22 protein-coding genes are annotated in these 25,405 nt (G+C 29.9%); 11 read left to right on the forward strand and 11 right to left on the reverse strand.

What is annotated here, in order from left to right; genetic code table 11:
- The first annotated feature begins 126 nt into the window (after window positions 1-126).
- From htpG to ypfJ, 6 genes are all read left to right on the forward strand, one after another.
- Window positions 127-2,031 carry a molecular chaperone HtpG gene (gene htpG / locus GQR92_RS07455; RefSeq protein ID WP_158838508.1) on the forward strand — a complete coding sequence of 635 codons (1,905 nt, stop codon included), beginning with the start codon at window positions 127-129 and terminating at the stop codon, window positions 2,029-2,031.
- A 246-nt stretch (window positions 2,032-2,277) separates the two neighbouring features.
- Window positions 2,278-2,625 carry a cupin domain-containing protein gene (locus tag GQR92_RS07460; RefSeq protein WP_158838509.1) on the forward strand — a complete coding sequence of 116 codons (348 nt, stop codon included), beginning with the start codon at window positions 2,278-2,280 and terminating at the stop codon, window positions 2,623-2,625.
- 101 nt (window positions 2,626-2,726) lie between these two features.
- Complete coding sequence (locus tag GQR92_RS07465; protein ID WP_158838510.1) at window positions 2,727-3,236, forward strand: DUF3124 domain-containing protein; 510 nt, start codon at window positions 2,727-2,729, stop codon at window positions 3,234-3,236.
- Between the two features lie 138 nt (window positions 3,237-3,374).
- Window positions 3,375-4,088 (forward strand): carboxypeptidase-like regulatory domain-containing protein, encoded by a 714-nt coding sequence (locus tag GQR92_RS07470; RefSeq protein WP_233270056.1) that lies wholly within the window; start codon window positions 3,375-3,377, stop codon window positions 4,086-4,088.
- 33 nt (window positions 4,089-4,121) lie between these two features.
- Window positions 4,122-5,099: a transglutaminase domain-containing protein gene (locus tag GQR92_RS07475; RefSeq protein WP_158838511.1), complete on the forward strand. Its 978-nt coding sequence runs from the start codon at window positions 4,122-4,124 to the stop codon at window positions 5,097-5,099.
- A 74-nt stretch (window positions 5,100-5,173) separates the two neighbouring features.
- A complete protein-coding gene (gene ypfJ / locus GQR92_RS07480; RefSeq protein ID WP_158838512.1) occupies window positions 5,174-6,073 on the forward strand; it encodes a KPN_02809 family neutral zinc metallopeptidase in 900 nt (299 codons plus the stop codon).
- A gap of 78 nt (window positions 6,074-6,151) precedes the next feature.
- On the opposite strand, the gene GQR92_RS07485 is transcribed toward ypfJ, so the two are convergent.
- Entirely contained in the window at window positions 6,152-6,886 is a 735-nt protein-coding gene (locus GQR92_RS07485; RefSeq protein ID WP_158838513.1) for a DUF6263 family protein, read from the reverse strand.
- A gap of 111 nt (window positions 6,887-6,997) precedes the next feature.
- Entirely contained in the window at window positions 6,998-8,320 is a 1,323-nt protein-coding gene (locus GQR92_RS07490) for a dihydrolipoamide acetyltransferase family protein (RefSeq protein ID WP_158838514.1), read from the reverse strand.
- Between the two features lie 286 nt (window positions 8,321-8,606).
- On the opposite strand from GQR92_RS07490, the gene GQR92_RS07495 reads away from it, so the two are divergent.
- Window positions 8,607-11,246: a DEAD/DEAH box helicase family protein gene (locus tag GQR92_RS07495; RefSeq protein ID WP_302849603.1), complete on the forward strand. Its 2,640-nt coding sequence runs from the start codon at window positions 8,607-8,609 to the stop codon at window positions 11,244-11,246.
- Between the two features lie 372 nt (window positions 11,247-11,618).
- Here GQR92_RS07495 and GQR92_RS07500 read toward each other — a convergent pair whose 3' ends face one another.
- From GQR92_RS07500 to hemA, 9 genes are all read right to left on the reverse strand, one after another.
- Complete coding sequence (locus tag GQR92_RS07500) at window positions 11,619-13,157, reverse strand: tetratricopeptide repeat protein (RefSeq protein WP_158838515.1); 1,539 nt, start codon at window positions 13,155-13,157, stop codon at window positions 11,619-11,621.
- A gap of 220 nt (window positions 13,158-13,377) precedes the next feature.
- Window positions 13,378-14,283: an oxygen-dependent coproporphyrinogen oxidase gene (gene hemF / locus GQR92_RS07505; RefSeq protein ID WP_158838516.1), complete on the reverse strand. Its 906-nt coding sequence runs from the start codon at window positions 14,281-14,283 to the stop codon at window positions 13,378-13,380.
- Window positions 14,264-15,019, reverse strand: coding sequence for an EI24 domain-containing protein (locus GQR92_RS07510; protein ID WP_158838517.1), 756 nt, complete (start codon window positions 15,017-15,019; stop codon window positions 14,264-14,266). Before GQR92_RS07510 ends, hemF begins: the two co-directional genes overlap by 20 nt.
- A 123-nt stretch (window positions 15,020-15,142) precedes the next feature.
- Window positions 15,143-15,487 (reverse strand): 5-carboxymethyl-2-hydroxymuconate Delta-isomerase, encoded by a 345-nt coding sequence (locus GQR92_RS07515; protein WP_158838518.1) that lies wholly within the window; start codon window positions 15,485-15,487, stop codon window positions 15,143-15,145.
- A gap of 3 nt (window positions 15,488-15,490) precedes the next feature.
- Window positions 15,491-16,519: a uroporphyrinogen decarboxylase gene (gene hemE / locus GQR92_RS07520; protein WP_158838519.1), complete on the reverse strand. Its 1,029-nt coding sequence runs from the start codon at window positions 16,517-16,519 to the stop codon at window positions 15,491-15,493.
- Between the two features lie 73 nt (window positions 16,520-16,592).
- Window positions 16,593-17,891: a glutamate-1-semialdehyde 2,1-aminomutase gene (gene hemL / locus GQR92_RS07525; RefSeq protein ID WP_158838520.1), complete on the reverse strand. Its 1,299-nt coding sequence runs from the start codon at window positions 17,889-17,891 to the stop codon at window positions 16,593-16,595.
- An 82-nt stretch (window positions 17,892-17,973) separates the two neighbouring features.
- Window positions 17,974-18,939 (reverse strand): porphobilinogen synthase, encoded by a 966-nt coding sequence (gene hemB, locus GQR92_RS07530; protein ID WP_158838521.1) that lies wholly within the window; start codon window positions 18,937-18,939, stop codon window positions 17,974-17,976.
- A gap of 79 nt (window positions 18,940-19,018) precedes the next feature.
- Entirely contained in the window at window positions 19,019-20,614 is a 1,596-nt protein-coding gene (hemC, locus tag GQR92_RS07535) for a hydroxymethylbilane synthase (RefSeq protein WP_158838522.1), read from the reverse strand.
- An 11-nt stretch (window positions 20,615-20,625) separates the two neighbouring features.
- Complete coding sequence (hemA, locus tag GQR92_RS07540; RefSeq protein WP_158838523.1) at window positions 20,626-21,861, reverse strand: glutamyl-tRNA reductase; 1,236 nt, start codon at window positions 21,859-21,861, stop codon at window positions 20,626-20,628.
- Window positions 21,862-22,065: 204 nt separating this feature from the next.
- Here hemA and GQR92_RS07545 point away from each other — a divergent pair, with 204 nt between their 5' ends.
- The 4 genes from GQR92_RS07545 to hemH all read left to right on the forward strand — a co-directional run bounded on the left by GQR92_RS07545 (window position 22,066) and on the right by hemH (window position 25,148).
- The gene (locus GQR92_RS07545; RefSeq protein ID WP_158838524.1) at window positions 22,066-22,950 is read left to right on the forward strand and encodes an AraC family transcriptional regulator; all 885 of its coding nucleotides are present in this window, start codon (window positions 22,066-22,068) and stop codon (window positions 22,948-22,950) included.
- A 169-nt stretch (window positions 22,951-23,119) separates the two neighbouring features.
- A complete protein-coding gene (locus GQR92_RS07550; RefSeq protein ID WP_158838525.1) occupies window positions 23,120-23,629 on the forward strand; it encodes a TrmH family RNA methyltransferase in 510 nt (169 codons plus the stop codon).
- 38 nt (window positions 23,630-23,667) lie between these two features.
- The gene (locus GQR92_RS07555; protein ID WP_158838526.1) at window positions 23,668-24,066 is read left to right on the forward strand and encodes a glyoxalase/bleomycin resistance/dioxygenase family protein; all 399 of its coding nucleotides are present in this window, start codon (window positions 23,668-23,670) and stop codon (window positions 24,064-24,066) included.
- Between the two features lie 65 nt (window positions 24,067-24,131).
- Window positions 24,132-25,148, forward strand: coding sequence for a ferrochelatase (gene hemH, locus GQR92_RS07560; protein ID WP_158838527.1), 1,017 nt, complete (start codon window positions 24,132-24,134; stop codon window positions 25,146-25,148).
- The last annotated feature ends 257 nt before the right edge of the window (window positions 25,149-25,405 follow it).

The raw sequence follows: 25,405 nt of genomic DNA on the forward strand, positions 1-25,405 counted from the left end.
TATAAAAATAAATAAGATACTTGCCATTTAAAATAATAATTCTGTCATCTTGTCACAAAAGCATTTTTGGTATTTTTTTTGACTATTGAACAATATCAATAATAAATTAAACAAAACGAACATAAAATGGCAAAAGGAAATATTAATGTATCGGTAGAAAACATTTTTCCACTGATTAAAAAATTCTTGTATTCTGATCACGAAATTTTTTTACGTGAGTTAATTTCTAACGGAACAGATGCAACTTCTAAACTAAAACACTTAATTGCTATTGGTGAAGCAAAAACTGAATTAGGTGATGCTAAGATTGAAGTAAGCATCGATAAAGAAGCAAAGACTATTACAATTAAAGATCAAGGTTTAGGAATGACTGCAGATGAGGTTGAAAAATACATCAACCAAATTGCATTTTCTGGAGCTGAAGAATTTTTAGATAAATATAAAGACAACGAAGCAGGAATTATCGGTCATTTTGGACTTGGGTTTTACTCTGCATTTATGGTTGCAGAAAAAGTAGAATTAATTACAAAATCTTTTAAAGACGCACCTGCTGCACATTGGACTTGTGATGGTTCTCCAGAATTTACGTTGGTAGAAAGCGATAAAAAAGATAGAGGTACAGAAATTGTTTTACACGTTGCAGAAGATTCTTTAGACTTCTTAGAAGACAGTAAAATTGAAGGTTTATTAAACAAATACAATCGTTTTAACCAAGTGCCAATTAAATTTGGAACAGAAGAAATTAACGATCCAGAGTTTACACCTGCAACTACAAAAGATGCAGATGGTAAAGAAACTACAGAGCCTCATAAACAAATTACTGTAGATAAAATTATTAACAATACAGAACCTGCTTGGACAAAAGCCCCTGCAGATTTAAGTGATGAAGATTACGAAAATTTCTACAGAGAATTGTATCCAATGCAATTTGAAGAGTCTTTATTTCACATTCACTTAAATGTAGATTATCCTTTTAACTTAACAGGAATTTTATTTTTCCCTAAGTTATCTCCATCAATGGATGTACAAAAGGATAAAATTCAATTATACCAAAATCAAGTTTTTGTAACGGATAATGTAGAAGGGATTGTACCTGATTTCTTACAGATGTTAAAAGGTGTTATCGATTCTCCAGATATTCCTTTAAACGTTTCTCGTTCTGGTTTACAAGCAGACGGAGCCGTAAAGAAAATTTCTGGTTATATTACTAAAAAAGTAGGTGATAAATTAGCGTCTCTATTCAAAAAAGACAGAGCCGATTTTGAAACAAAATGGAACGATATTAAAGTAATTATTGAATACGGAATGTTGTCTGAAGATAAATTCTTTGACAAAGCAAAGAAATTTGCCTTGTACCCAACAGTTGCAAATTCTTATTTTACGTTTGATGAGTTAATTGAAAAAACAAAAGATTCCCAGACTGATAAAGAAGGAAATCACGTTATTTTATATACCTCAAACAAAGAAGCACAACACAGTTATATTCAAAATGCAACAGCAAAAGGATATGAAGTATTGTTATTAGATTCTCCTATTATTTCTCATTTAATGCAGAAATTAGAAGGTGGTGATGCAAAAGTAAAATTCTCTAGAGTTGATGCCGATCATGTAGAAAACTTAATTAAGAAAGACGAGAACGTAATTTCTAAATTATCTGATGATGAAATTGCAACTTTAAAACCAATTATTGAAGGTGCAGTAAATTCTAAAACATATACAGTACAATTAGAAGCAATGGATTCTGATTCTTCTCCGTTTATGATTACAGTACCAGAATTTATGCGTAGAATGAAAGAAATGCAAGCTTCTGGTGGTGGCGGAATGATGGGTATGGGTAATTTTCCAGACATGTACAACTTAGTGGTAAACACAAACAGCCCATTAGTTTCAGAGATTTTAAATAATAAAGATGAAGCTACACAGAAAGGTTTAGTTTCTCAGGCTTTTGATTTAGCTAAATTATCTCAAAACCTTTTACATGGAGAAGAGTTAACAAACTTTATAAAACGTTCTTACGAGTTGATAAAATAGTAAAAACGTCATTATGAAAGAGGAACCAATGAAATAATCTGTTTCTTTAAATTTACAGATTGCTTCGAACCTCACAATGACTTATAATACCATAACCTCTCTGAATATACAGAGAGGTTTTTTTATTTGCCTTTTTTATCAGAATAAACAGCATCTAACCTCCTTTCTATTAAACTTAAATATTATATTTTTTTCTTTTGATATTTTTAATGTTTTGTACTTTTGGGCTAAGAATTAAACCTCACAATGAAACTAACACATACAAACAGTTTACCAGAAATAGGTGTAAGCCATAACACAGATATTAAGAAAAAGGTTTTTATAGAAAAAGGAGCCGTACCACAATTAATGATGTTTGGTTCTGCAACTTTTACACCAGGGCAAACTGTAGAAACACATAAGCATGACACCATGTATGAGGTTTTTTACATACAATCTGGTAAAGCAGAATTTATTGTGAATGATAAAAAAATGATATTAATTTCTGGTGATTGTATCACTATAGAACAAGGTGAGTTTCATTCTATGAACAATCCTTTTTTAGAGGATGTAACTTGGGTTTATTTCGGAATTGCAACAGACAATCAAGACTAAACAGTAAGATTTGTTTGTACTTTTTGATTTTAAAGATAAAAACGAGTAAATTCGTTATATCTATGTTTATAAAGATTATAAACTGCTTTTAAATTACTGAAATGAAAAAATACATACTACTTTTAATACTAGGTCTTTTAATATTAAGTTGCAAAGAAGAGAAAGAAGTAAGCTCTATGAATGTAAAAAATTGGACCAAAAGATATGCGAATATCAATCCAAAAGATTCTTTAGAATACGGAAAATCGTACCTTTCTATATACTCTCAAATCTATAGTGTTTCAGAACACAAAACACATAGTTTAACCGCTATGGTTAGTTTAAGAAATACAAGTGATACAGATACTATTTACCTATTAAATGCGAAGTATTATGATACCCATGGTAAAACGGTACGCACGTATTTTAAAAAACCTATTTATTTAGCGCCATTAGAAACTACAGAAATTATAATAGACGAAGTTGATACTGAAGGAGGAACTGGCTCTAACTTTATTTTTGAATGGAAAGTACCAAAAGGCTGTCCGGAACCTTTATTTGAAGGCATTATGAACTCTACAAAAGGACAACAAGGTTTGTCTTTTTCTACACAATCTAAACGAATTAAATAGATATTTTTTAAAATACCTATTTCAGTAAACTAACTCAAAACGATACTTTACCGTTAAAACAAACCTCATTACTCAATCTTACTTTTAAACTTCTACGCTATTCAATAGCTTTGATATGTAACTATTAAAAAACATATCATGAAAACGCAATTTAACTTATCAATAAAAACACCTTGTTCAGAAAAGTTTAACAATTTTACAAAAACGAACAACGGAGGCTTTTGTAATTCTTGTAACAAAGAAGTTATCGACTTTACAAAAATGACTTCTCATCAAATTATTCAATATTTTAAGAAACCTAAAAATGACACTTGCGGTGTTTTTAATAAAACGCAATTAACTTCATATCAAGAAAAAACGATTCCTAAAAATAGATGGCAATTTAGAACCCTTGCAGGATTCAGTTTATCTATTATTTCTTTGTTTTCTATAAATGAAATAAAAGCACAAGAACAGAAAAACAATACAGAAATTCATAAAAATATTCTAACAAATAAAATTGTTTCTACAGAGCAACAGAAACCGCAAATTGTAAAAGGAGTTATTAGCGATGCAGACGGAGTTTTACCTGGTGCTAGTATTGTTTTAAAAGGAACTACAATTGGTGTTGTTACCAATTTTGATGGCGAATTTACGTTTCCGAAACCTTTACAGAAAGGAGATATACTAATGGTAAGTTACTTAGGCTACAAAACAGAAAACGTATTTATTAAAGAAAATAAATTAGATATAAAACTAAATTATAACTTAGAGTTAAAACTAGATTCTTGTATTATAATGGGTAAAGTTGCTACTAAAGAAGTCTTTAAAACCAAACGTTCTTTATGGAGAAAGTTAACTTCTAAAAATTAAGTATGAAAAAGAGTCTTTTCTTTCTTTTTTCTGATGATTGCATGTTATTCGAACGCCCAAAAAGATAATTTTAAACACATCAACTTTACAAAGGCAGACAGTATTGCTCATATCTATAAGGATAAAAGTGTAAATAGTTTGCCCATACTTTCTCTTCTTTTAACATCTAAATTAGATACTGATGTAGAAAAATTTAGAGCTATTTATAGTTGGGTTTCTAGAAATATAAAAGGCGATCATGCGGCTGTTTCTAAAAACACAAGAAAAAGGAAAAGATTTAAAAATGATAGCACAAAACTTACTCAATGGAACAATTCTTTTAACAAAGTCCTCTTTAAAAAATTATTAAAAGATAAGAAAACGGTTTGCACAGGTTATGCTTATTTAATTAGAGAATTATGTACACTAGCAAATATAGAATCTAAAATTATTGATGGATATGGAAGAAGTGCAGTTGTAAATATTGGTAAATTATCAATTCCGAATCATTCTTGGAATGCTGTAAAATTGAACAATAAATGGTATTTAGCAGATGCAACTTGGTCTACTGGTTATACAGATTTAAGTACAAATACTTTTATTTTTGATTATAATGATGGTTATTTTTTAACCGAACCTCAATTATTTATTAAAAGTCATTTTCCTTTAGATAAAAAATGGAGCCTTCTACAAAAAGAGACAATATTAACAGATAAATTTGTTAATGCTCCCTTAATTTACGGAGCGACTTTTAAACATCAAATAGTGCCCATTTATCCAAAAGAAATGATAAACAACATTTCTAAAAATGGAGAAATTATATTTCAACTTCAGGCAAAAGAAACTATCGATTTAAATAAGATTGAAATTCAAATAGGAAAAAGTATATCTGCAATAAAACCCTCATTCATTTCAAGAAAAAACCAGTTCATCTTTATCAACTATAAATTTAAAATAAAAGGTTTTTATGATGTTCATTTACGCTATAAAAATAATGTAATAGCTACATATACCTTTAAAGTAAATAGCTAAATCTTACTTTCTTTAAGATGCAATTATATCAACTAAAAAATAAACAGTAAATTTATCTTTTTAAAGATAATGATATGAAATGGAAAGGAAATAGAAAAAGTGCTAATGTAGATGATAGAAGAGGTGCTTCTTCTGGCGGAAGTTCTGGTGGTGGACTAGGTGGTTTAAGTCCTATGTTAATTGGTCTTTTATTAAAGTTGGTTACGTCTAAAAAAGGACTAATTATTGTAGGTATTGTTTTGGCTGTAATGTATTTTACAGGTAACAATCCTTTAAACTTTTTAACAGGTAATACAAACAACCAAATACAGTCGTCTACTACTTATAAAGGAACTGCAAAAGAGAATGAATTGGCAGAATTTAGTGCTACCATTTTAGCAAATACAGAAGATGTTTGGAATAAAATAATTCCGAATTACAGAGAGCCTACTTTAGTTCTTTTTACTGGTTCTGTAAGTTCTGCCTGTGGAAACGCATCGAGTGCAACAGGACCTTTTTACTGTCCTGGTGATGAAAAATTATACATAGATTTAAGTTTTTTTGATGAAATGGAGAAGAAACTAAATGCCCCAGGAGATTTTGCGCAAGCTTATGTAATTGCACATGAAGTTGGGCATCATATTCAGAATATTACAGGTATGAATAGAAAAGTACAAGCCATGCGAGGTAAAGTAAGTACAACAGAATATAATAAATACTCTGTAATGTTAGAATTACAAGCAGATTTTTATGCAGGTGTTTGGGCAAATCATTCTCAAAGAATTAATAAAATGATGGAAAGCGGCGATTTAGAAGAAGCATTAAATGCAGCAAACGCCATTGGAGATGATCGTTTACAAAAAAATGCTACAGGAAGGGTTGTACCCGATTCTTTTACCCACGGAACTTCTGCCCAACGTATGCGTTGGTTTAAAAAAGGTTTTGAAACAGGCGATGTAAATCAAGGAGATACTTTTAACGCAAGATCTTTGTAAATTACAAACCTAAACTTATATAAAACAAAAAAGCTTCAGATATCTCTGAAGCTTTTTTTATCCTTATAAATAAAAAGATTATTTCTTAGCCATTGTCATTGTTATTTTCGACTTAAGCTCTTGTCCGCTAACAGATAGATCCATATTTATTAACGAATTTTCAGGTATTCCAGACGCTCTATCAACATCCATATTTCCAGAAATTTTTCCTGTAGCCATACCAGTAACATCACCAGATAAATCTAGTATTACTTTATCACCAGTAATTGATTTAACAGTGTATAAGAAATCCATTTTCATTCCTTTTTCTTCTTTAGTCATCGTCCAAGTACTACCAACATTTAATGCTTCTTTAGGGTAAACCACGTTGCTAGATTGTTTTGCCATATCACCTACACCAGGAACGTTTGGCGCTACTGTTACCTCTAAAATTTCACCTAAATTATTCCCTTTAGCAGAAATTAAAGTTTTAAGCATTGGTCCCATTTGAGCTTTCATCATTTTACCAGTCTCATCTAATTCCTCATCACTTTTAGTAGAATCAAAGCTCATTACTTGACCACCCTGTAACATATCCATGGTCATTTTTGTAAATTTCATTTCACAATTATACGTATCATCTTTTACATCTGTCACTTTTATTTCCATATCCATAACCATCCCCATAGACATCACAGTACCCATTTCTTGAGAGACATTCATAGAAACACCATAAGTAGCTCCTTTTTCATAATTTAATCTAAGCAATATAGCTTCTTGCGCAAAGCTTAAGTTTGCTGATACTGCTAGAAATAAGATTAACAATTTTTTCATTTTTTTTTATTTTTAAATTTATGATTATTTATAGGTAACGAATATAATATTTTGTAACAAAAAAACGCTCACAAATTGTGAACGTTTTAGTATAATTATATTTTTAAAAAACTAGAAATCTTGATTTAAATCCCAAGCTTCTAAAATATCTTTTAAGGTTTTAATAAACATTCCTCCTAAAGCTCCATTTACTACTCTATGGTCGTAAGAATGAGATACAAACATTTTTTGTCTAATTCCAATAAAATCGCCATCTGGTGTTTCTATAACTGCAGGTACTTTTCTGATAGCTCCTAAAGCTAAAATAGCTACTTGTGGTTGGTTTATAATTGGTGTTCCTATTACAGACCCAAAACCACCTACATTTGTAACAGTATAAGTTCCGCCCTGAATTTCGTCTGGCTTTAAAGCATTATTTCTGGCTCTAGAAGCTAAATCATTTACAGATTTTGTAATACCTACCAAATTTAATTGATCTGCATTTTTAATTACAGGTACAATTAGGTTGCCATCTGGTAATGCAGCTGCCATTCCTAAATTAATATTTTTCTTTTTAATAATTTTATCACCATCAACTGCAATATTAATTAAAGGGTATTTTCTAATGGTACTTGCAATTGCTTGCATAAATATTGGTGTAAATGTAAGCTTCTCTCCTTCTCTTTTTAAGAAAGCATCCTTAACCTTATCTCTCCATTTTACAATATTTGTTACATCTATCTCTATAAACGATTGCACATGAGCAGAAGTCTGTACAGAATCTACCATGTGTTTAGCAATCAGTTTGCCCATTCTACTCATTTCTATAATTTCGTCTCCTCCATTTACAGAAATTGGTGTCGCTTTAGCTACCGTTTTTTCAACTTGTTTTACAGCTTCCTTTTTAACAGTAGCAGCAATTGGTGCTTCTTTAGTTAATGTTCCTCTATTTTCAATATACAAAAGGATATCTTCTTTTGTTACTCTTTCATCTTTACCAGAACCAGAAATTGATTCTAATTCTTGCATAGAAATATTTTCTGTCTGCGCAATGTTTCTAACTAAAGGTGAGTAAAATTTACCAGAATCTGAATTTTTAGCAATTGGAGTTGATACAACTTCCACAGCCTTTTCTATTGTTTTTTCAAGTTCTTCTACTTCAACTTTTTCTTCAGCATCCTTAACAACTAATTTCTTATCATCAGAACCTTCACCATCAACCTCAATAATTGCAATTGTTTCTCCTACAGCTACAACATCATCTTTCTGAAATAAAATTTCTATTAAAGTACCTTCTACTTCAGAAGGAATTTCAGAATCTACTTTATCTGTAGCTATTTCTACCACAACCTCATCTAATTCAATGGTATCTCCAACTTCTTTTAACCAAGAAGTTATCGTTGCTTCTGCAACACTTTCTCCCATTTTAGGTAATTTCAATTCAAATCTTGCCATTTTTATCTCTTTTTTCAGAATGCAAAAGTACTAAAATTCGTTGATTTTTTGACATTTTTAATCCTTAAAATAATATTAATTATCAACATCATTTTACATTATTCACAACAAAACTATTTTATATCGTATTTATAATAAATAAAATTGAATAAAAAATAGATTATAATACTATTTACATAAAATAACACGTTCCTATAACCGTTAAAATTATCAAACTAAAATCTACAACTTCTTTAAGTAGTTGGCTTTAATTTTTACTTTATATTTGATTTTAGATTTAAAAAAATTGAACTCACCACTACATCTACATAATTTAAATTTCATTTTCACTTGGCGACCTTATCAAGCAAAAGTTTTAAAAAACTTTGATAAGTTTATGCACGATAATCATTTTCATATTATTGCTCCACCAGGTTCCGGAAAAACTATTTTAGGTCTAGAGTTAATAAAAAGAGTCCATAAAAAAACACTCATATTAACACCTACTTTAACTATTAGAAATCAGTGGGAAAGCAGATTACAATCTTTTTTTACAAAAGATGCTTCTTTTACTCATTTTTCTTTTGATATAAAAAAACCAGATATACTTACTTTTTCTACGTATCAATCTTTACATTCTCTCTATAAATCTTTTAAAGATAAAGCTGATTATTTTAAATTTTTCGAAGACCATAATATAGAAGTATTAGTTTTAGACGAGGCGCATCATCTAAAAAAAGAATGGTGGAATTGCTTATACGAACTAAAAAAACAATATAATAAAACAGTAATTTCTTTAACCGCTACTCCTCCTTACGACAGTTCAAATGCTGAAATTAAAAAGTATTTTAGTTTATGTGGAAATGTTGATGACGAAATTGTTGTACCAGATTTAATTAAAGAAAAAAACCTTTGTCCGCACCAAGACTTTGTTTATTTATCAGAGCCTTTAGATCACGAGATAAATTTTATTGTTGATTATCGTTTTAAAATAGCCAATTTTGTTGATGAACTATTGCTTGAAACTGCTTTTATCAATTTTTTAAAACAGCATCGTTTTTATACTGAAACAGAAAAATATATTGACGACATCTATCAAAATATCGAATTCTTTTCATCTCTATTAATATTTCTCAATCAAACATCAACACACATTACGCAAGAAAAGTTAAGTGTTTTAGGTTTTGACAAGAATGAAACTATCGAGTTTCCTAAAATAAATAATAGTTGGATAGAAATTTTATTACAAAACGTATTTGTTATAGATCGATTAAATCTGACTAAAGATGAGAACTACATACTTTTATTAGAGAAAAAGTTAAGAAGAATTTCTGCTTACAGACATCACAGAGTAAACCTTAAAGGGAATAAAACACTTTATAAATCTTTAACTTCTAGCCCAAGTAAATTAAAGAGTATTTGCAAAATTGTACAACACGAACAAGAGAATTTAAGTGATAATTTACGTTGTGTAATTTTGTCTGATTATATTAGAAAAGAATATTTAAATGCCAACGATACTGAAATTGAAACCATTAATAAATTAGGAATTCTTCCTATATTTCATAAATTAAGAAAAAGTGTACGTCATAAAAACACCATTGCAGTTTTAACAGGTTCTTTAGTTATTATACATCAAAGTATTTTGTCTAAATTAAAAGAAAAAGAACCTTTAAACACATACAATGCAACTTCTTTATCTTCGGATAGAGAGTTTTTAATAATCAATTCTAATAGTTCTAAAAACCATATTGTAAATAGCATAACAGAACTATTTGAATCTGGAGATATAAAAATTTTAATTGGTACAAAATCGTTATTAGGTGAAGGTTGGGATGCACCTTCTATTAATTCTTTAATTCTAGCTTCTGTTGTTGGCTCTTTTGTTACTTCTAATCAAATGCGTGGTAGAGCCATTAGAGTTCAGCAAAATAACCCAAATAAAGTGGGTATTATTTGGCATTTGGCATGTGTAGATTTATCTGATAAACATGGAGGAAAAGACTTAGAAATTTTATCGAGAAGGTTTACTGCTTTTCTTGGAATTACGTATTCAGAAAAAATAATTATTACCAACGGAGTCGATCGATTGCAAATTCCTACAACATTAAATTCTGATACAATTAAAACGTATAACCAAGAGAATTTTGAAAAATCAAAAAACAGGAATCAAATAAAAAATAATTGGGAGAAAGCAGTTTCTATAGGTAAAAGTATTACACAAGAAGTACTTTTATTAAACCAAGAAAAAGAGCTACCAATCACTAAGAAAAAAGTGTTTTACAAAGACTTAGTGAAGCATTTATCCGTAGAAATAATTATTGGTATTTCTTATTTTTTACCTAATTTTCTTCTAAAGAATTTAAACATCTTCTTAAATAAAGGTCTTTTAGCTTTTTTTTACTCTTTGTTAAGTGCTTTTGCACTAACCTTCGGCTACAAATTATTTAAAATCATTCAACTATATATTCGCTATGGTTTTATTTATAAGAAAATTCACAAAATGGCCTTAACTATTCTAGATACTTTAATTGCTCTAAAACTAGTTACAACCGATAAAAATAAAATACACATTTCTACAGAAAAATTAAATAACGGAAACATTTCTTGTAACATAGAAGGCACCAACAAACTAGAAAGTCAACTTTTTACAACTGCCTTAGACGAGTTATTAAAACCGATTGAAAATTCTAAATACTTAATTGTAAAAACGAATTGGTTTCGAAAAAAATTAAATATTTCTAACTTTTTTGCAATGCCAGAAATATTTTCTAACAAGAAGAAAACAGCTTTATTGTTTCAAGAAAATTGGTTACAGCATTTAGGAAAATCAAAATTAATTTACACCAGAAATAAAACAGGTAGACGCTTATTAATAAAAGCAAGACTCTCTCACATATATAATAAGGACAAAGAAATAACGAAAAAGAATGTTATTTGGAAATAACAAAGTAGTTATACTATTTTGTAATCGTCTATACTTTCTTTTAAATCTTGCGATAAACTATTATCAAAACCAATAAAAAAGAGTTCTCATAAATAAAAAAAGCAGCTTATTATAAGCTACTTTTTTTTTATTGTAAAACCAGTTTTGGAAGATAAAAAAATTGGGGGATTATTTTATTAAAACTTACTCAAATGTAATTCTTTAAGAAACAGTTGCTCCAAAAAAAAAGGTTACAAAAAGTAACAATATTAAAAAAAACAAGTAACAATAAGTAACAATAAGTAACAAAAAAAGCATAAACAACTATAAAACAAACAACTAAAAATAAATCATTATTTAGCCATTAAATTTTTAATTAATAATAAAAACAAACTACACTCCTAAATTCTGAATAAATACCTCTAAATTTTGATTTTTAGGTATATTCATTTTCTTTCTTATTCTGTAACGAGTAACTTTTATAGCATCTGAACTAGAATTTCTAATAGACGCAATTTCTTTAACAGATAAATTTAACCTTAACAAAGCACAAACCTCTCTTTCTGTTTTAGTAAGTTCTTTATAAACCGTAAGTAACATATTATCAAAACCGTCATTAACAGAATCTATTTTTTTCTTTAGTAAAGTTAGTTTACTTTCCGTGGTAATTTGTTGTTGAATTTTAAAAGATAAATCTTTAATATAATTTTTTACTTCAACAGAATTATACGTTTTTCTTTGCTCTTTAAGTTGTGTTAAAAGTTGTTTTAAAAACTCTAATCGCATTGAGTTATCTGCTACTAAATTTTTTACTTCGATTTCTGATCTTTTAAATTTCTCTAATAAAACTTCTTTTTTAATTTTTTCTTTCTCTAAGTTACCTTCTATTATTTTGTTTTTATTTATAGAATTTCTATAAAGTAAAACAATCATAGGAATACCTAATAATAATAAAGCTGAAATTATAATTAAATATATTTTTTTGTCAAAAGCTTGTTTTTGATTTATTATTTGTAAATTTTTTGTTTCTATTTTAAATTTATTTTGCAGCTCTACCTCTTCGATTGTGTTTGATAATTGTGACTGAAAAATAGAATCTGAATAGATTTTATGTTTTTCTAGATACTTATAAGATTTTTTATAATTTTTAAGCATATAGTTCAATTTTGCTAAAGAATTATATGATTTTGATAAGCGTATCTTAAAATTATTTTCTTTTGCCACTACAATAGCAGAATCTAGATATTTTAAAGCTAAATTATAGGATCCTAACTCGCTATAAGCAGCTGCTAGGTTATGGTAATTAACGGTTATAAGTAACTTACTATTTTCTTTTTTAGCATAGTTTAAAACCAAGGTTCTAATATCTATTACTTTTTTATATTTACCTTGCCTATAATAGGTATTAGACACATTATTATAAACATTATAAATTCTATCGTCTTGGTTGTTTTTTTTAAAAACTTCAAGTGCTTTATCATAATAATAAATAGAGGAATCTAACTTTTTAAGTCTGGTATAGTACCTACCTAAATGTAAATAACCTTTCCCCATCAGTTCTTCATCCTTTTCCTTAATGAATTCTAACCCTTTTTTATAAAATTGAAGTTCTTTCTCTTTTTGATTTTTATAGCGGTACACATAGCCCATATCAAAATGAATAGAAGCAAAACGTACAGAATCATTAGTGCTTTTAAAGATATCTTTTGCCTTATTAAAATACCGAAGAGAAGTACTTAAATTTCCTCTGTTTTTTTCAATAAAACCCAGTTTAAGCAAAGCTTTACCTTCCATAGTATTATTCTTACCTTTTGATAATTGCAAGGCTTCATTAAAAAAATATTCTGATTTAATAACATTTTTTGAATAGAAGAATTCTCCGCATTCATATAAAAATTGACACTTATTTTCAGCGGTTTTTATTGATTTCAAAATTTCTTTTTTTGAAAGAAAAATAGAATCTAAGTTCTGAGTATTGGTTTTTAAAGTAAAAAAGAATAAAAGGGGGACTATAAACTTGTAATACATTTTTTATATCATTAATATTTGTAGATTTATAAAAACAGTATAAATTATTTCAACAAATATTTGTTAGAATTAATGTTTCTTTAAAATAAAAAAGGCAAAACAAGTTGTTTTACCTTTATAGTTTTTACAAAACCCAATCTTTAGGATTTTCTAAAATTGAAATCAATCTAGCTTCTTCTGAGTTTTCTTGTGGTTGATGACTGTATTTCCATTGTACAATTGGCGGTAAACTCATTAGAATACTTTCTATTCGTCCGTTGGTTTTTAAACCAAAAAGAGTGCCTCTATCATGTACTAAATTAAACTCTACATAACGACCTCTTCTAATTTCTTGCCAATCTTTTTGCGCTCTGGTAAATTCAATTTCTTTTCTTTTTTCTACAATAGGCACATAACTTTCTAAGAAACTATTACCTACTTCGGTTACAAAGTTAAATCTATCTTCTATAGAAAATGCTTCTGTTTCTTTTAAATAGTCGAAAAACAAACCACCAATTCCACGTGCTTCATTTCTATGTGCATTCCAAAAATACTCGTCACAAACTTTTTTAAACTTCGGATAAAATTCTAGATGATGCTTATCGCAGGCTGTTTTACATGTTTGATGAAAATGAGTTGCATCTTCATCAAATAAATAATAGGGCGTTAAATCTTGTCCGCCACCAAACCATTGTGTTACAATATTACCAGCTTCATCGTACATTTCAAAATAACGCCAATTTGCATGTACAGTTGGTATAAAAGGATTTGTTGGATGCAATACTAAACTTAAACCACAAGCAAAGAAGTTTCCTTCTTTAACCTTAAATTGCTTTCTTAATGCTTCTGGCAATTCGCCAAAAACTTTAGAAATATTTACACCACCTTTTTCAAAAACACCTCCATTCTCTATAACACGAGTTCTACCTCCACCGCCTTCTTCTCTTACCCAAAGGTCTTCTTGAAATTTAGCTTTACCATCTACCTCTTCTAATTTAGAAGTAATTTGGTCTTGTAAGTTTTCTATATATTTATAAAACTGATTTTTCATTTTCTTTATTTAATAAGGCTACCGTTCTTAAAGATGCTGCTGTTACAGAAAGTGGTAAAACAATGATAATTCCTAAAACAGGAACTAACAAACACAGCATAAAAACAATTCCGTTCCCTATAGAAACGCCTTTATTTTTACCAACAAAATTAATACTCTCCTTATAGTTTAAATGTCTCTCTAAAGTATAATCCATGTTACCAAAACCTGCATAATACGCTTGTACCAAAAATAATAGAATCGTAAAAACTAAGCCAATTATTGGTATAAAACTTAATAGTAATAATGGAATTGTAAATAATATTTCTTTTGATAAATTTCTTAAACTGATTCTAATCCCTCTAATTAATTGTTCTTGGAAGGTAGTTTTTCTATGGTTATGCTTAAAACTTCCATTAAGATGAGTTTCTATTTTTTCTGAAACAGGACTCATAAATGGTGCTGATAATGCCATTACAATATGTTTATATAATAGAAAGCCAATAACTAAAACAAAAACGGCTCCTATAAAAGAAGCAATGGTAGTTACAGTTTCTTTACCCCAATCCCAGATCCAAATTTTAGCTAAGAAAACACCAATATTATCTGATAAACCATACGCAGTAAAACCAATAATGGTTGCGGTTACAAGGCTAATTACAACTGGAACAATAAAATATTTCCAAAGTTTTAATTGAGAAATTAAACCGAAAGAACCTACGTAAGCTTGTATTCCTGAAAGTATATTTTTAATCATTAGCGTTGGTTTGCGTTAGCGATTGAAGTGACATCCTTTTTGCTTTTTCTGCAAAAAGATATAACGAAAAGCGCGACTTTATGCTGATTTTTTTCAGCATAAAGTAACGCCCAAATTATGTACCTAAATCATGGTTTTATTACAATATGATGCATTCTCAAACTCTCTAACATTCATAGAAATAACGGGTACTTTTGGAAACAAGGTAGTTAAAGTTGCTACAATTGCATAAGAAAGATCTGATTTTTGCTCATCTGTTCTTCCTTCCATTATGTTACCAAAAACATGAATAAAATCTGCAGCTTCACTTTGTACCAATGAATGTTTAAACGGATTTAAGCGTACTTTAATCTCATCTCTATCAAATAAACCCGTAGAAAAAGCCGTTTCAAAAACGGCTTCTAATACTTTTCTTGGTTCTCGTAATTCTAAAATGTTTTCTGAACAATCTAAAATAAAATGTGGCATTTTTTAATTTGCTTTATATTCTTTTACAGCATCGATAAATGCTTTTGCGTTTTCTAACGGAATGTTTGGTAAAATACCATGCCCAAGGTTTACAACTAATTTGTCTTTACCAAATTCATTAATCATTTGGTGCACCATTTTTTTGATAACTGCTGGTGGAGAAAATAATCTTGTTGGATCGAAATTACCTTGTAAAGTAATATTTCCGCCAGATAAATAACGTGCATTTCTTGGAGAACACGTCCAATCTACCCCTAAAGCAGAAGCACCCGATTTAGACATCTCGTTTAAAGCAAACCAACATCCTTTACCAAATGCAATAACTGGGGTTTCGTCTTTTAAAGCATCGATAATTTGTTGAATATATTGCCAAGAAAATTCTTGATAATCCACAGGTGACAACATGCCTCCCCAAGAATCAAAAACCTGAACTGCATCTACACCTGCTGCTACTTTTGCTTTTAAATAAGCAATTGTAGTGTCTGTAATTTTTTGTAATAATGAATGTGCAACCACAGGGTTTGTAAAGCATAATTCTTTTGCTTTGTCAAAATTCTTAGAACCTTGTCCTTGTACACAATAACACAAGATTGTCCAAGGTGAACCTGCAAAACCAATTAACGGCACCTCATCATTTAATTTTTCTTTAGTCGCTTTAATTGCTTCCATTACGTAACCTAAAGCTTCGTTTACATCTGGTACAATTACGCTATCTAAATCTTTTTGCGTACGAATTGGGTTTGGCAAATAAGGACCAAAATCTGGTTTCATTTGCACTTCTATATTCATTGCTTGTGGAATCACCAAAATATCTGAAAACAGAATTGCAGCATCCATACCATATCTTCTAATTGGTTGCACCGTAATTTCTGAAGCCAATTCTGGAGTTTGACAACGGGTAAAAAAATCGTACTTCTTTTTTATTTCCTGAAATTCTGGTAAATACCTTCCTGCTTGACGCATCATCCAAACTGGCGGACGGTCTACAGTTTCTCCTTTTAAGGCTCTTAAAAATAAATCGTTTTTTATCATGGTTTTGCTTTAGGCTTTAGGCTTTAGGCTTTAGGCTACGCAGAGCTTAAAGCATATTGCTTAAGGCATTTATTTATATTGTTTTCATTTTAGAAACAGCTAACATACCCTTATCTATTGCATTTGCTATTTTTTTAATATCTTTTTCTGATAAAGCAGATGATAAAAACCATGCTTCAAACTGACTTGGAGGTAAGAAAACTCCGTTTTTGATCATTTCCCAAAAGAAAACAGCAAACTTTTTTGTATCAGACAATTGTGCCTCTACAAAATTAGTTACCTCACTATTTACAAAGAAAGGATTTAACATAGAACCAAATCTATTTACCGTTAAAGCTACATTGTATTTCTTAGCCGTTTCTAATAAAATAACTTCTATAATAGCCCCTGTTTCTTGAAACTTTTTATATGGATTTTGCTTTTTCAACTCTGTTAAAGTAGCTATTCCACTTGCCATAGCAATCGGATTTCCGCTTAACGTTCCTGCTTGATACATTCCGCCTAAAGGCGATACTTCTTGCATAATTTCTTCTCTTGCTCCGTAAGCACCAACAGGGAAACCTCCTCCAATAACTTTACCTAAACACGTAATATCTGCTTCTACACCTAATAACTCTTGCGCTCCACCAAATTTAGAACGGAAACCAGTCATTACTTCATCAACAATTAATAAGGCTCCTTTAGTTTCTAAATAGGCTTTTAATTCTACTAAGAAATTATTTTCAGGAACAACAACTCCCATATTACCAGCAATTGGTTCAATAATTACACCCGCAATATTATCGTCGTTTTCAAAGTGTTTTTTTACACTATCTAAATCGTTAAAATTAGAAATTAACGTGTTTTTTACAGCCCCTTCTGGTACACCTTTAGAACCTGGTAAGCTTAATGTTACCAAACCAGAACCTGCTGCTACTAATAAAGCATCTTGGTGCCCATGGTAACAACCTGCAAATTTTATAATTTTGTCTTTTCCGGTAAAAGCTCTTGCCAAACGAATTCCGCTTAAAACAGCTTCTGTACCAGAATTTACAAAACGAACTTTATCCATTCCTGGAAAAGCATCACAAACTATTTTTGCTAATTTTATTTCATTTTCTGTAGATGCACCAAAAGAATAACCATTTTTTAATGCTTTTTCAACTGCTTTTTGAACTTTTTTATGACGATGACCTAAAATCATTGGTCCGTAAGAAAGTACTAAATCTACATATTTGTTTCCATCAACATCTGTAATTTTAGTTCCTTTTGCTTTTTTGATAAACAACGGATTTCCACCAACTGATGAAAATGCTCTTACTGGAGAATTTACGGCTCCAACAAGATGTTTTAATCCTTTTTTATATAATTTTTCTGATTTTTTGAATTCCATTTTTTTTGGCTTTTTGTCAGTTCGAGCGCAGTCGATAACTAATTAAACCTCTCGACTGCGCTCGAGGAGACATTTTGATATTTTATTTCTTCAACAATACTCTCGCTGCTTCTTTTGCAAAATACGTAATAATAATATCTGCTCCTGCTCTTTTCATAGACAGTAAGCTTTCCATCATTACTCTTTCACCATCAATCCAACCTTTTTCTGCAGCGGATTTTACCATTGCATATTCTCCACTTACATTATAACATGCAATTGGACGATCGAAATTGTTTTTTAAATCTCTAATAATATCTAAGTAAGAAAGTGCTGGTTTTACCATTAATATGTCTGCTCCTTCTTGATCATCAAAAGTAGCTTCTCGCATTCCTTCATCTCTGTTTGATGGATCCATTTGATATGTTCTTCTGTCTCCAAATGTTGGGGCAGAATCTGCAGCATCTCTAAAAGGACCATAAAATGCAGATGCATATTTTACAGAATATGCCATTATTGGCAAGTTTGCAAAACCTGTATTGTCTAAAGATTCTCTAACCATAGCAATTGTTCCATCCATCATTCCAGATGGCGCAACCATATCTACTCCTGCTTTTGCGTGAGAAATTACTTGTTTTGCTAAATTAACTAAAGTTGCATCATTATCAACATCATTGTCGTGTATTACTCCGCAATGACCATGAGAAGTGTATTCGCAAAAACAAACATCTGTAATTACATATAAACTTGGGTAATTCTTTTTGATAAAACGAATTGCTTGTTGCATAATTCCGTTATCATTCCAAGTTTCTGTTCCTTCTTCATCTTTAGTTGATGGAATTCCGAACAATAAAACTGCGGGTATATTTAAAGAAACAACCTCCTCTAATTCTTTAGAAATTCTATCTAAAGAAAAACGTTTGATTCCTGGCATAGAAACAATTTCTGTTTCTATATTTTCTCCTTCTTCAATAAAAAGTGGATAGACAAAATCATCTACAGATAATTTAGTTTCTCTAACCAATCTTCTAATTCCTTCTGACTTTCTTAATCTTCTTGTTCTGAACATAAATTTTAGCTTATGTCAGGTCGAGCGCAGTCGAGACCTAATTTATAAAACCTCTCGACTGCGCTCGAGGAAACATTCTTTATTCTTTAGAGAAATAAGTATTTACCAATTCTAATACACTATCTACACTAGGCATATTGGCAACTTCTACTTTTTCAAAGTACTTTCTTGCTTCTACGGCCGTAGTTTCTCCAATACAAAAAGCAATTCTATCTGGATTGTTTACTTCTAAATAACTTTCTATACCAGACGGACTATAAAATAAGACACCAGAAACTTCATCTTCAATTTTCTCTGGACTTAACATTGTTTTATAAGCCTCTACTTCATTTACAGAAATATCACGTGCCTTTAAGAAAGCAGGTAAAACATCTAATCTTAAGTTACTACAAAAATAAGTTACCTTTTTATTCTCTAATTCAGTTGCTAGGTATTCTGCTAATTTCTTTGCATTTTTAGATACATGTGCAACTTTACCAATTCTATTTTCAATCAGTTTTTTTGTTCTTCTACCAACACAGTAAATGTTCTTAAAATTCATTTCATCTCTTGTGAAAGAATTTAAAAGTGCTTCTACTCCATTCTGACTAGTGATAACAACGTTTTCTATTTCGTTTTTCATCACTTTAGCAGGAATTCTATTAAAACGGATTTTAATAAAATCGCTATCTTTAATTCCGATAGTTTCTGATAAAGATTCCTTCTGAAGCTCTGAAAGTTTTTTAGTAGAAAAGATACTTTGCAAAGGAGCAACAGTTTCTGCCGCATCTTCTGCAATTAACTCTTTACCACCTTTATTAATAATATAGTCTGCACAATCTTTAGCCAAATAACGATGGCTACCAACTTTTGCCGTTTTAGCAACAGAAATCTTTTTAGAACCATCTTTTTTTAATAAAACACCTCTAAAGTTTATTTCTTCTGTTTTTCCATCAATATAAGCTACTGCCCCAATTGGTGCAGTACAACCACCTTCTAAAAGATGTAAAAACTCACGTTCTATTGTTGTACAAATCTCTGTTTCTTTGTGATTTAATTGTTCACATGCATCTAAAGAATAATCATCTTTTTGTAAACAAGTAACCATCATTGTACCTTGTCCTGGTGCAGGAGTCATCCAAGAAAGACTAATAGCATCGTCTGGTTTTTTTCCAATACGATATAAACCTGCAGCAGCAAAAATAGCGCCATCCCAAGTTTCACTTTCTTCTAACTTCTCTAAACGAGTATTTACATTACCTCTTAAACCTTCTACTTTATGTGTTGGATATCTATCTAACCACATTGCTTTTCTACGCAAACTTCCGGTAGCAATTACCCCACCTGGTTGTCCAAAAAACTCTTCGTTTCCTTTTAGTATTAAAACATCAGAATAATCATCACGTCTTAAAACAGCCGCTTGTATAATTCCTTCTGGTAAAACTGTAGGTACATCTTTAAGAGAATGTACAGCAATATCAATATCGCCATTTAACATAGCAATATCTAAATTTTTAGTAAAGACACCTGTAACACCTAATTCATATAAGGGTTTATCTAAAACAATATCTCCCAAAGATTTTATAGGGACAATTACAGACTCATAGCCTAATTCCTTTAATTCTTTGCGCACTTTATTAGCTTGCCAAAGCGCTAATTCGCTATCACGAGTTCCTATTCTTATTATTTTCTGCATGGAGTTGTTGATTAAGATTTAAAAACCTTATTAATTACTTGTAGGCTTTGTGAAACAGATGTTTCTTCATCTTTTAAATGTTTCACAAATTGTGTGGTTATTTTCTGTATAAAACGTGAAGTTAAGATTTCTGCTTGACTTTCATCAAAACCAGCAATCTTTTTCTTTTGAAAATTAATTTCGTCGTTTGTAATATTTTCTAATGATTTCTTTAAAGCAGCAATTGCAGGTGTAAATCTTCTATGATTTAACCATTCATTAAACTCTGCTTTATGAGTTTCTATAATTGCTTCTGCAAACGGCACTTCTTGTTGACGCATCGTTAAAGTTTCATCCGTAATTTTAGAAAGTTCATCAATATTTACAATAGAAACACCTTTAAAATCAGTTACATCCTTTGCCACATTTTCTGGCATAGATAAATCTAAAATTAATAAATCTCTATTTTTAGTAATATGTTCTTTTGTAATGGTAGGTTTATCTGCACCTGTAGAAACAATTAAAACATCTGCTTTTTCAATTTCTTTAGATAAGTTTTCTATTACAGCTTTTCTAATAGTTCTATGCTCCTTAACAAATTCTGATGTTTTTTCTTCAGTTCTGTTAATTAAACACACCGACTTATTTTGAGTGTATTCTGCTAAATTTTTACAGGTATGTTTTCCCATTTTACCTAAACCAAATACTAAAATATTTTTAGTATTGTACCCAGGTAAATTTTTAATAAGATACTGAATAGCTGCATAAGAAACAGAAGTTGTACCCGAACTTAATCTCGTTTCATTCTTAACTCTTTTACTTGCCTGAAGCACACAGTTTATCAACCTTTCTGAATACGCATTTGTAGTTTTTAAAGATTTTGCCATTTTAAAAGACTGTCTTAATTGACCTACAATCTCGTAATCTCCTAAAATCTGACTTTCTAATCCTGTTCCAATTCTAAACAATTGCTGAATAGCTTCTTGGTTTTTATACACATTAGAAACTTTAGAAAACTCCTGAATTGTTCCTTCAGAAAACTCACATAACAATTCTATTAATTGACAAGGACGTTCTGCAAAGCCGCTAATTTCTGTTCTGTTACAAGTAGAAATGATAAAGACACCTTTATAGCCTCTTTCTTTAGATAGTTTTAACAACAAGGATTGGTTTTCTTTTGATAAAGAAAATTTTCCACGTGTGTTAGCATCCGCTTTTTTGTAACTAACGCCAATATTATAAAAGTGCTCTTGCCTGTGCTCTTGCATATAAATTTAAAAGTGGGACAAAAGTATAAACTTCAATTAGAAAAAAATGTCGCTTAAGGGACTTTTTATAACGTTATATGTTTTTTCATTAATTTTTATTTAGAAAATAACCGAAAAGCATTACTTTTGCTATAGAATTAAGTTTTTACTTGTTTTTATATAGAACCATTCTAAATAAAAAAAATCACAGCAAAAAGATTATTTATGTTCAAAAATGTCGGAGAAAGTACATTTGAAGAAATTACTTTAGAAAAAGGTTTTTATCTGCTTCATTTTCAGAACGAAAGTAAAGAAATAGATAATTTTGATAGAAAAATTAACAATGCTTTTATTCAAATTCATTTTTGTTTACGAGGAAAAGCTAAATTTCTATTTAATAATGGTACTTATTCTTTTGATGTTTTAGACAACAGAGCTATTTTATTATACAATCCACAAAGAATTTTACCCATCAATTTAGAAATTCAACCTAAAACAACATTGGTTTCCCTTTTAATTTCTATTGAAAAATTTCATTCATTATTCTCTAAAGAATCTAGTTATATCCCTTTTTTAAGTGATGAGAATAGTAACAAGAAATATTATGACGATTCTGAAATTAAACATGGTGTTGCCATGGTTTTACAAGAAATCATCAACTCTAAAACAAATAATTCTATTAGAGACCTATATGTTAGAGGGAAAGTATACGAATTATTAAGTCTTCATTTTCAGAAGGAAGAAAATTTGGAAGGTGAATTTTGTCCTTTTTTAGTTGATGAACAGAATGTAATCAAAATAAGAAAAGCAAAAGAAATTATTATTTCTAGAATGGCAGAACCACCTAGTTTACAAGAACTAGCAAATGAAATCGGTCTAAATATTAAAAAATTAAAAGAAGGTTTTAAACAAATTTACGGCGATACCGTTTACAGTTTTTTACTTGACTATAAAATGGAGTATGCAAGAAAATTACTAGAAAGCAATCAATTTAATGTAAATGAAGTTGGTGTAAAAATTGGTTACAGTACAGCAAGTCATTTTATTGCAGCCTTTAAAAAGAAATTTGGTACTACACCAAAAAAACATGTATTAAGCACAAACCAGTAAGTAGTAAGCAGTAAGCAGTAAGCAGTAAGCAGTAAGCAGTAAGCAGTAAGCAGTAAGCAGTAAGCAGTAAGCAGTAAGCAAAAATAAAAATTTGAAACTCTGCAACTAAAAAAAATGAAACTTTGTTACTTTAAAACGCTGAACCTTTAAACCTTTTGAAATAAAAAATTTGGAACAATTAACACATTACGACATAGAGAACGATCAAAAACAGTTTCCAATAACAATTGTTTGCGATGCTATTAGAACACCAGAAAATATAGGAATGTGTTTTAGAATTTCTGAAAGTTTTGGGGTGCAAAAAATCTATTTTCACGAGAATTCACCTACCACAGAAAATAGAATTGTTAAAAAGACGGCAAGAAATACGGTAAATCAAATTCAACATGAGATTTACACCGATTTTAACGAGACTATTCATCAATTAAAAGCAGAAGGCAACACAATTGTTGGAATAGAAATTACTGATAAAAGTATCGATATTCAAGATTTTAATTTTAAAAATCATGAAAAAATCGTTTTACTTTTGGGCAGTGAAAGAAACGGAATTGAAAATGTAGATTTATTAGATCACACAATTGCAATACCAATGTTTGGTAGAAACTCTAGTATGAATGTTATACATAGTTTAGCAATAACGCTGTATGAAGTTACTAATCAGTTAAAAAACAGATCCTAACTTTTATTAAACTAAAGATCTTTAAGCGTTGAAGAATAATGAAATTTAACAGAACAGGAATCATTTTATATACAATTAATTACAAATCATGTGTAGATTTTTACGAGAACACGCTAGACTTGAATAAAATGTTTGAAGCAGAAAATTTAACTTGTTTTGAATTTGGGGACGCTTATTTAATGGTAGAATTAGACGATAGTTATAAAGAAACTGAAAACAAATCAGAAAGATTTAAAACCTGTTTAAGAATGAATGTTCCAAATGTAAAAGAAATTACAGAAAAATTAATTTTAAAAAAAATAAAAGTAGAATATCAAGAACATTCTTGGGGAACAATCGCTAAATTTAAAGACCCTGATGGCAATTTGTGTGCTTTTAAGGACAGCGAAAAATTCGAAGAACAGATTAAAAATTATAGATTAACAAAAACTAATTAAAACAACAAAAGTACATTTTTTCAACATTAAAACTTTGAAACTTTGAAACTTTGAAACTTTTTTAAATGAAAGGAATATTACTTAACAATTTAGGATCACCAGACTCAACAGAAACAGCGGACGTTAAAAAATATCTAGGAGAATTTTTAATGGACGAACGCGTAATAGACATTCCGTATTGGAAACGTTGGTTACTTATTAACGGAATTATTTTACAAACGCGCCCTAAAAAAGCAGGAGCAGCTTACAAGAAAATCTGGTGGAAACAAGGTTCTCCGTTAGTTGTTATTTCTGAAATGTTCACCAAAAAAGTGATCAAAAAAGTAGACCTTCCTGTTGCTTTGGCAATGCGTTACGGTTCTATGTCGATGGAAAAAGGAATTAAAGAATTGGTAGACAAAGGTGTAACAGAAATCTTTTTAGCGCCCTTATACCCACATTACGCAATGTCTTCTTATGAAACTGTTGTTGTAAAAGCAGAAGAAATTTTAGCAGAAAAATATCCTAATGTAAAGCTAGATGTTTTACCCGCTTTTTATAACGAACCAGATTATATAAAGGCAATGAGTAACAACCTTGCTAATCATTTAGAAGGTTTCGATTATGATCATATTTTGTTTTCTTACCACGGAATTCCAGAACGTCATATTATGAAATCTGATGTAACTAAAAATCATTGTAAAATAGACGGTTCTTGTTGCGAGCGTAATTCTGTTGCACACCACACCTGCTACAGACATCAATGTTTTGAGACTACTAAAGAAATAGCAAAGACATTAAATTTAAAAGAAGGCACGTACAGCAACTCTTTTCAATCTCGTTTATTAAAAGATCCTTGGTTAAAACCATATACAGATTTCGAAATAGAGAAATTCCCATCAGAAGGGAAAAAGAAATTAGCAGTAATTACCCCCGCTTTTGTTGCCGATTGTCTAGAAACTTTAGAAGAAATTGCCATGGAAGGAAAAGACGAATTCTTAAAGTTTGGAGGTACAGATTACAAACACATTCCTTGTCTTAACGACAATGATGAGTGGGTAGATGTTATGGTAAAATGGATTAACAATTGGAAAAATAAATAAAATTATAAGAAGCTATTTCCTGCTTTCCGCTATATCTTTTTTCTTCTGTTCTCGATACAAATTTGCAAAAAAGCAAATTCACTCGAACTGACAGAAAAAAGGATGCCGCTTCAAATGCAGAGCATTCAACGACTCAATAAAAATTTTAAAGCGGAGTTAATCAGGGCTAAACTTGTTTGCAAACAAATAGCAAAACTTATAACATATTCAATATGTCATTTCGAAATGAGCTTTTTTTAAGCGATTGAGAAATCTTA

It is taken from the genome of Polaribacter sp. L3A8 (assembly GCF_009796785.1).
Classification (GTDB): Bacteria; Bacteroidota; Bacteroidia; order Flavobacteriales; family Flavobacteriaceae; genus Polaribacter.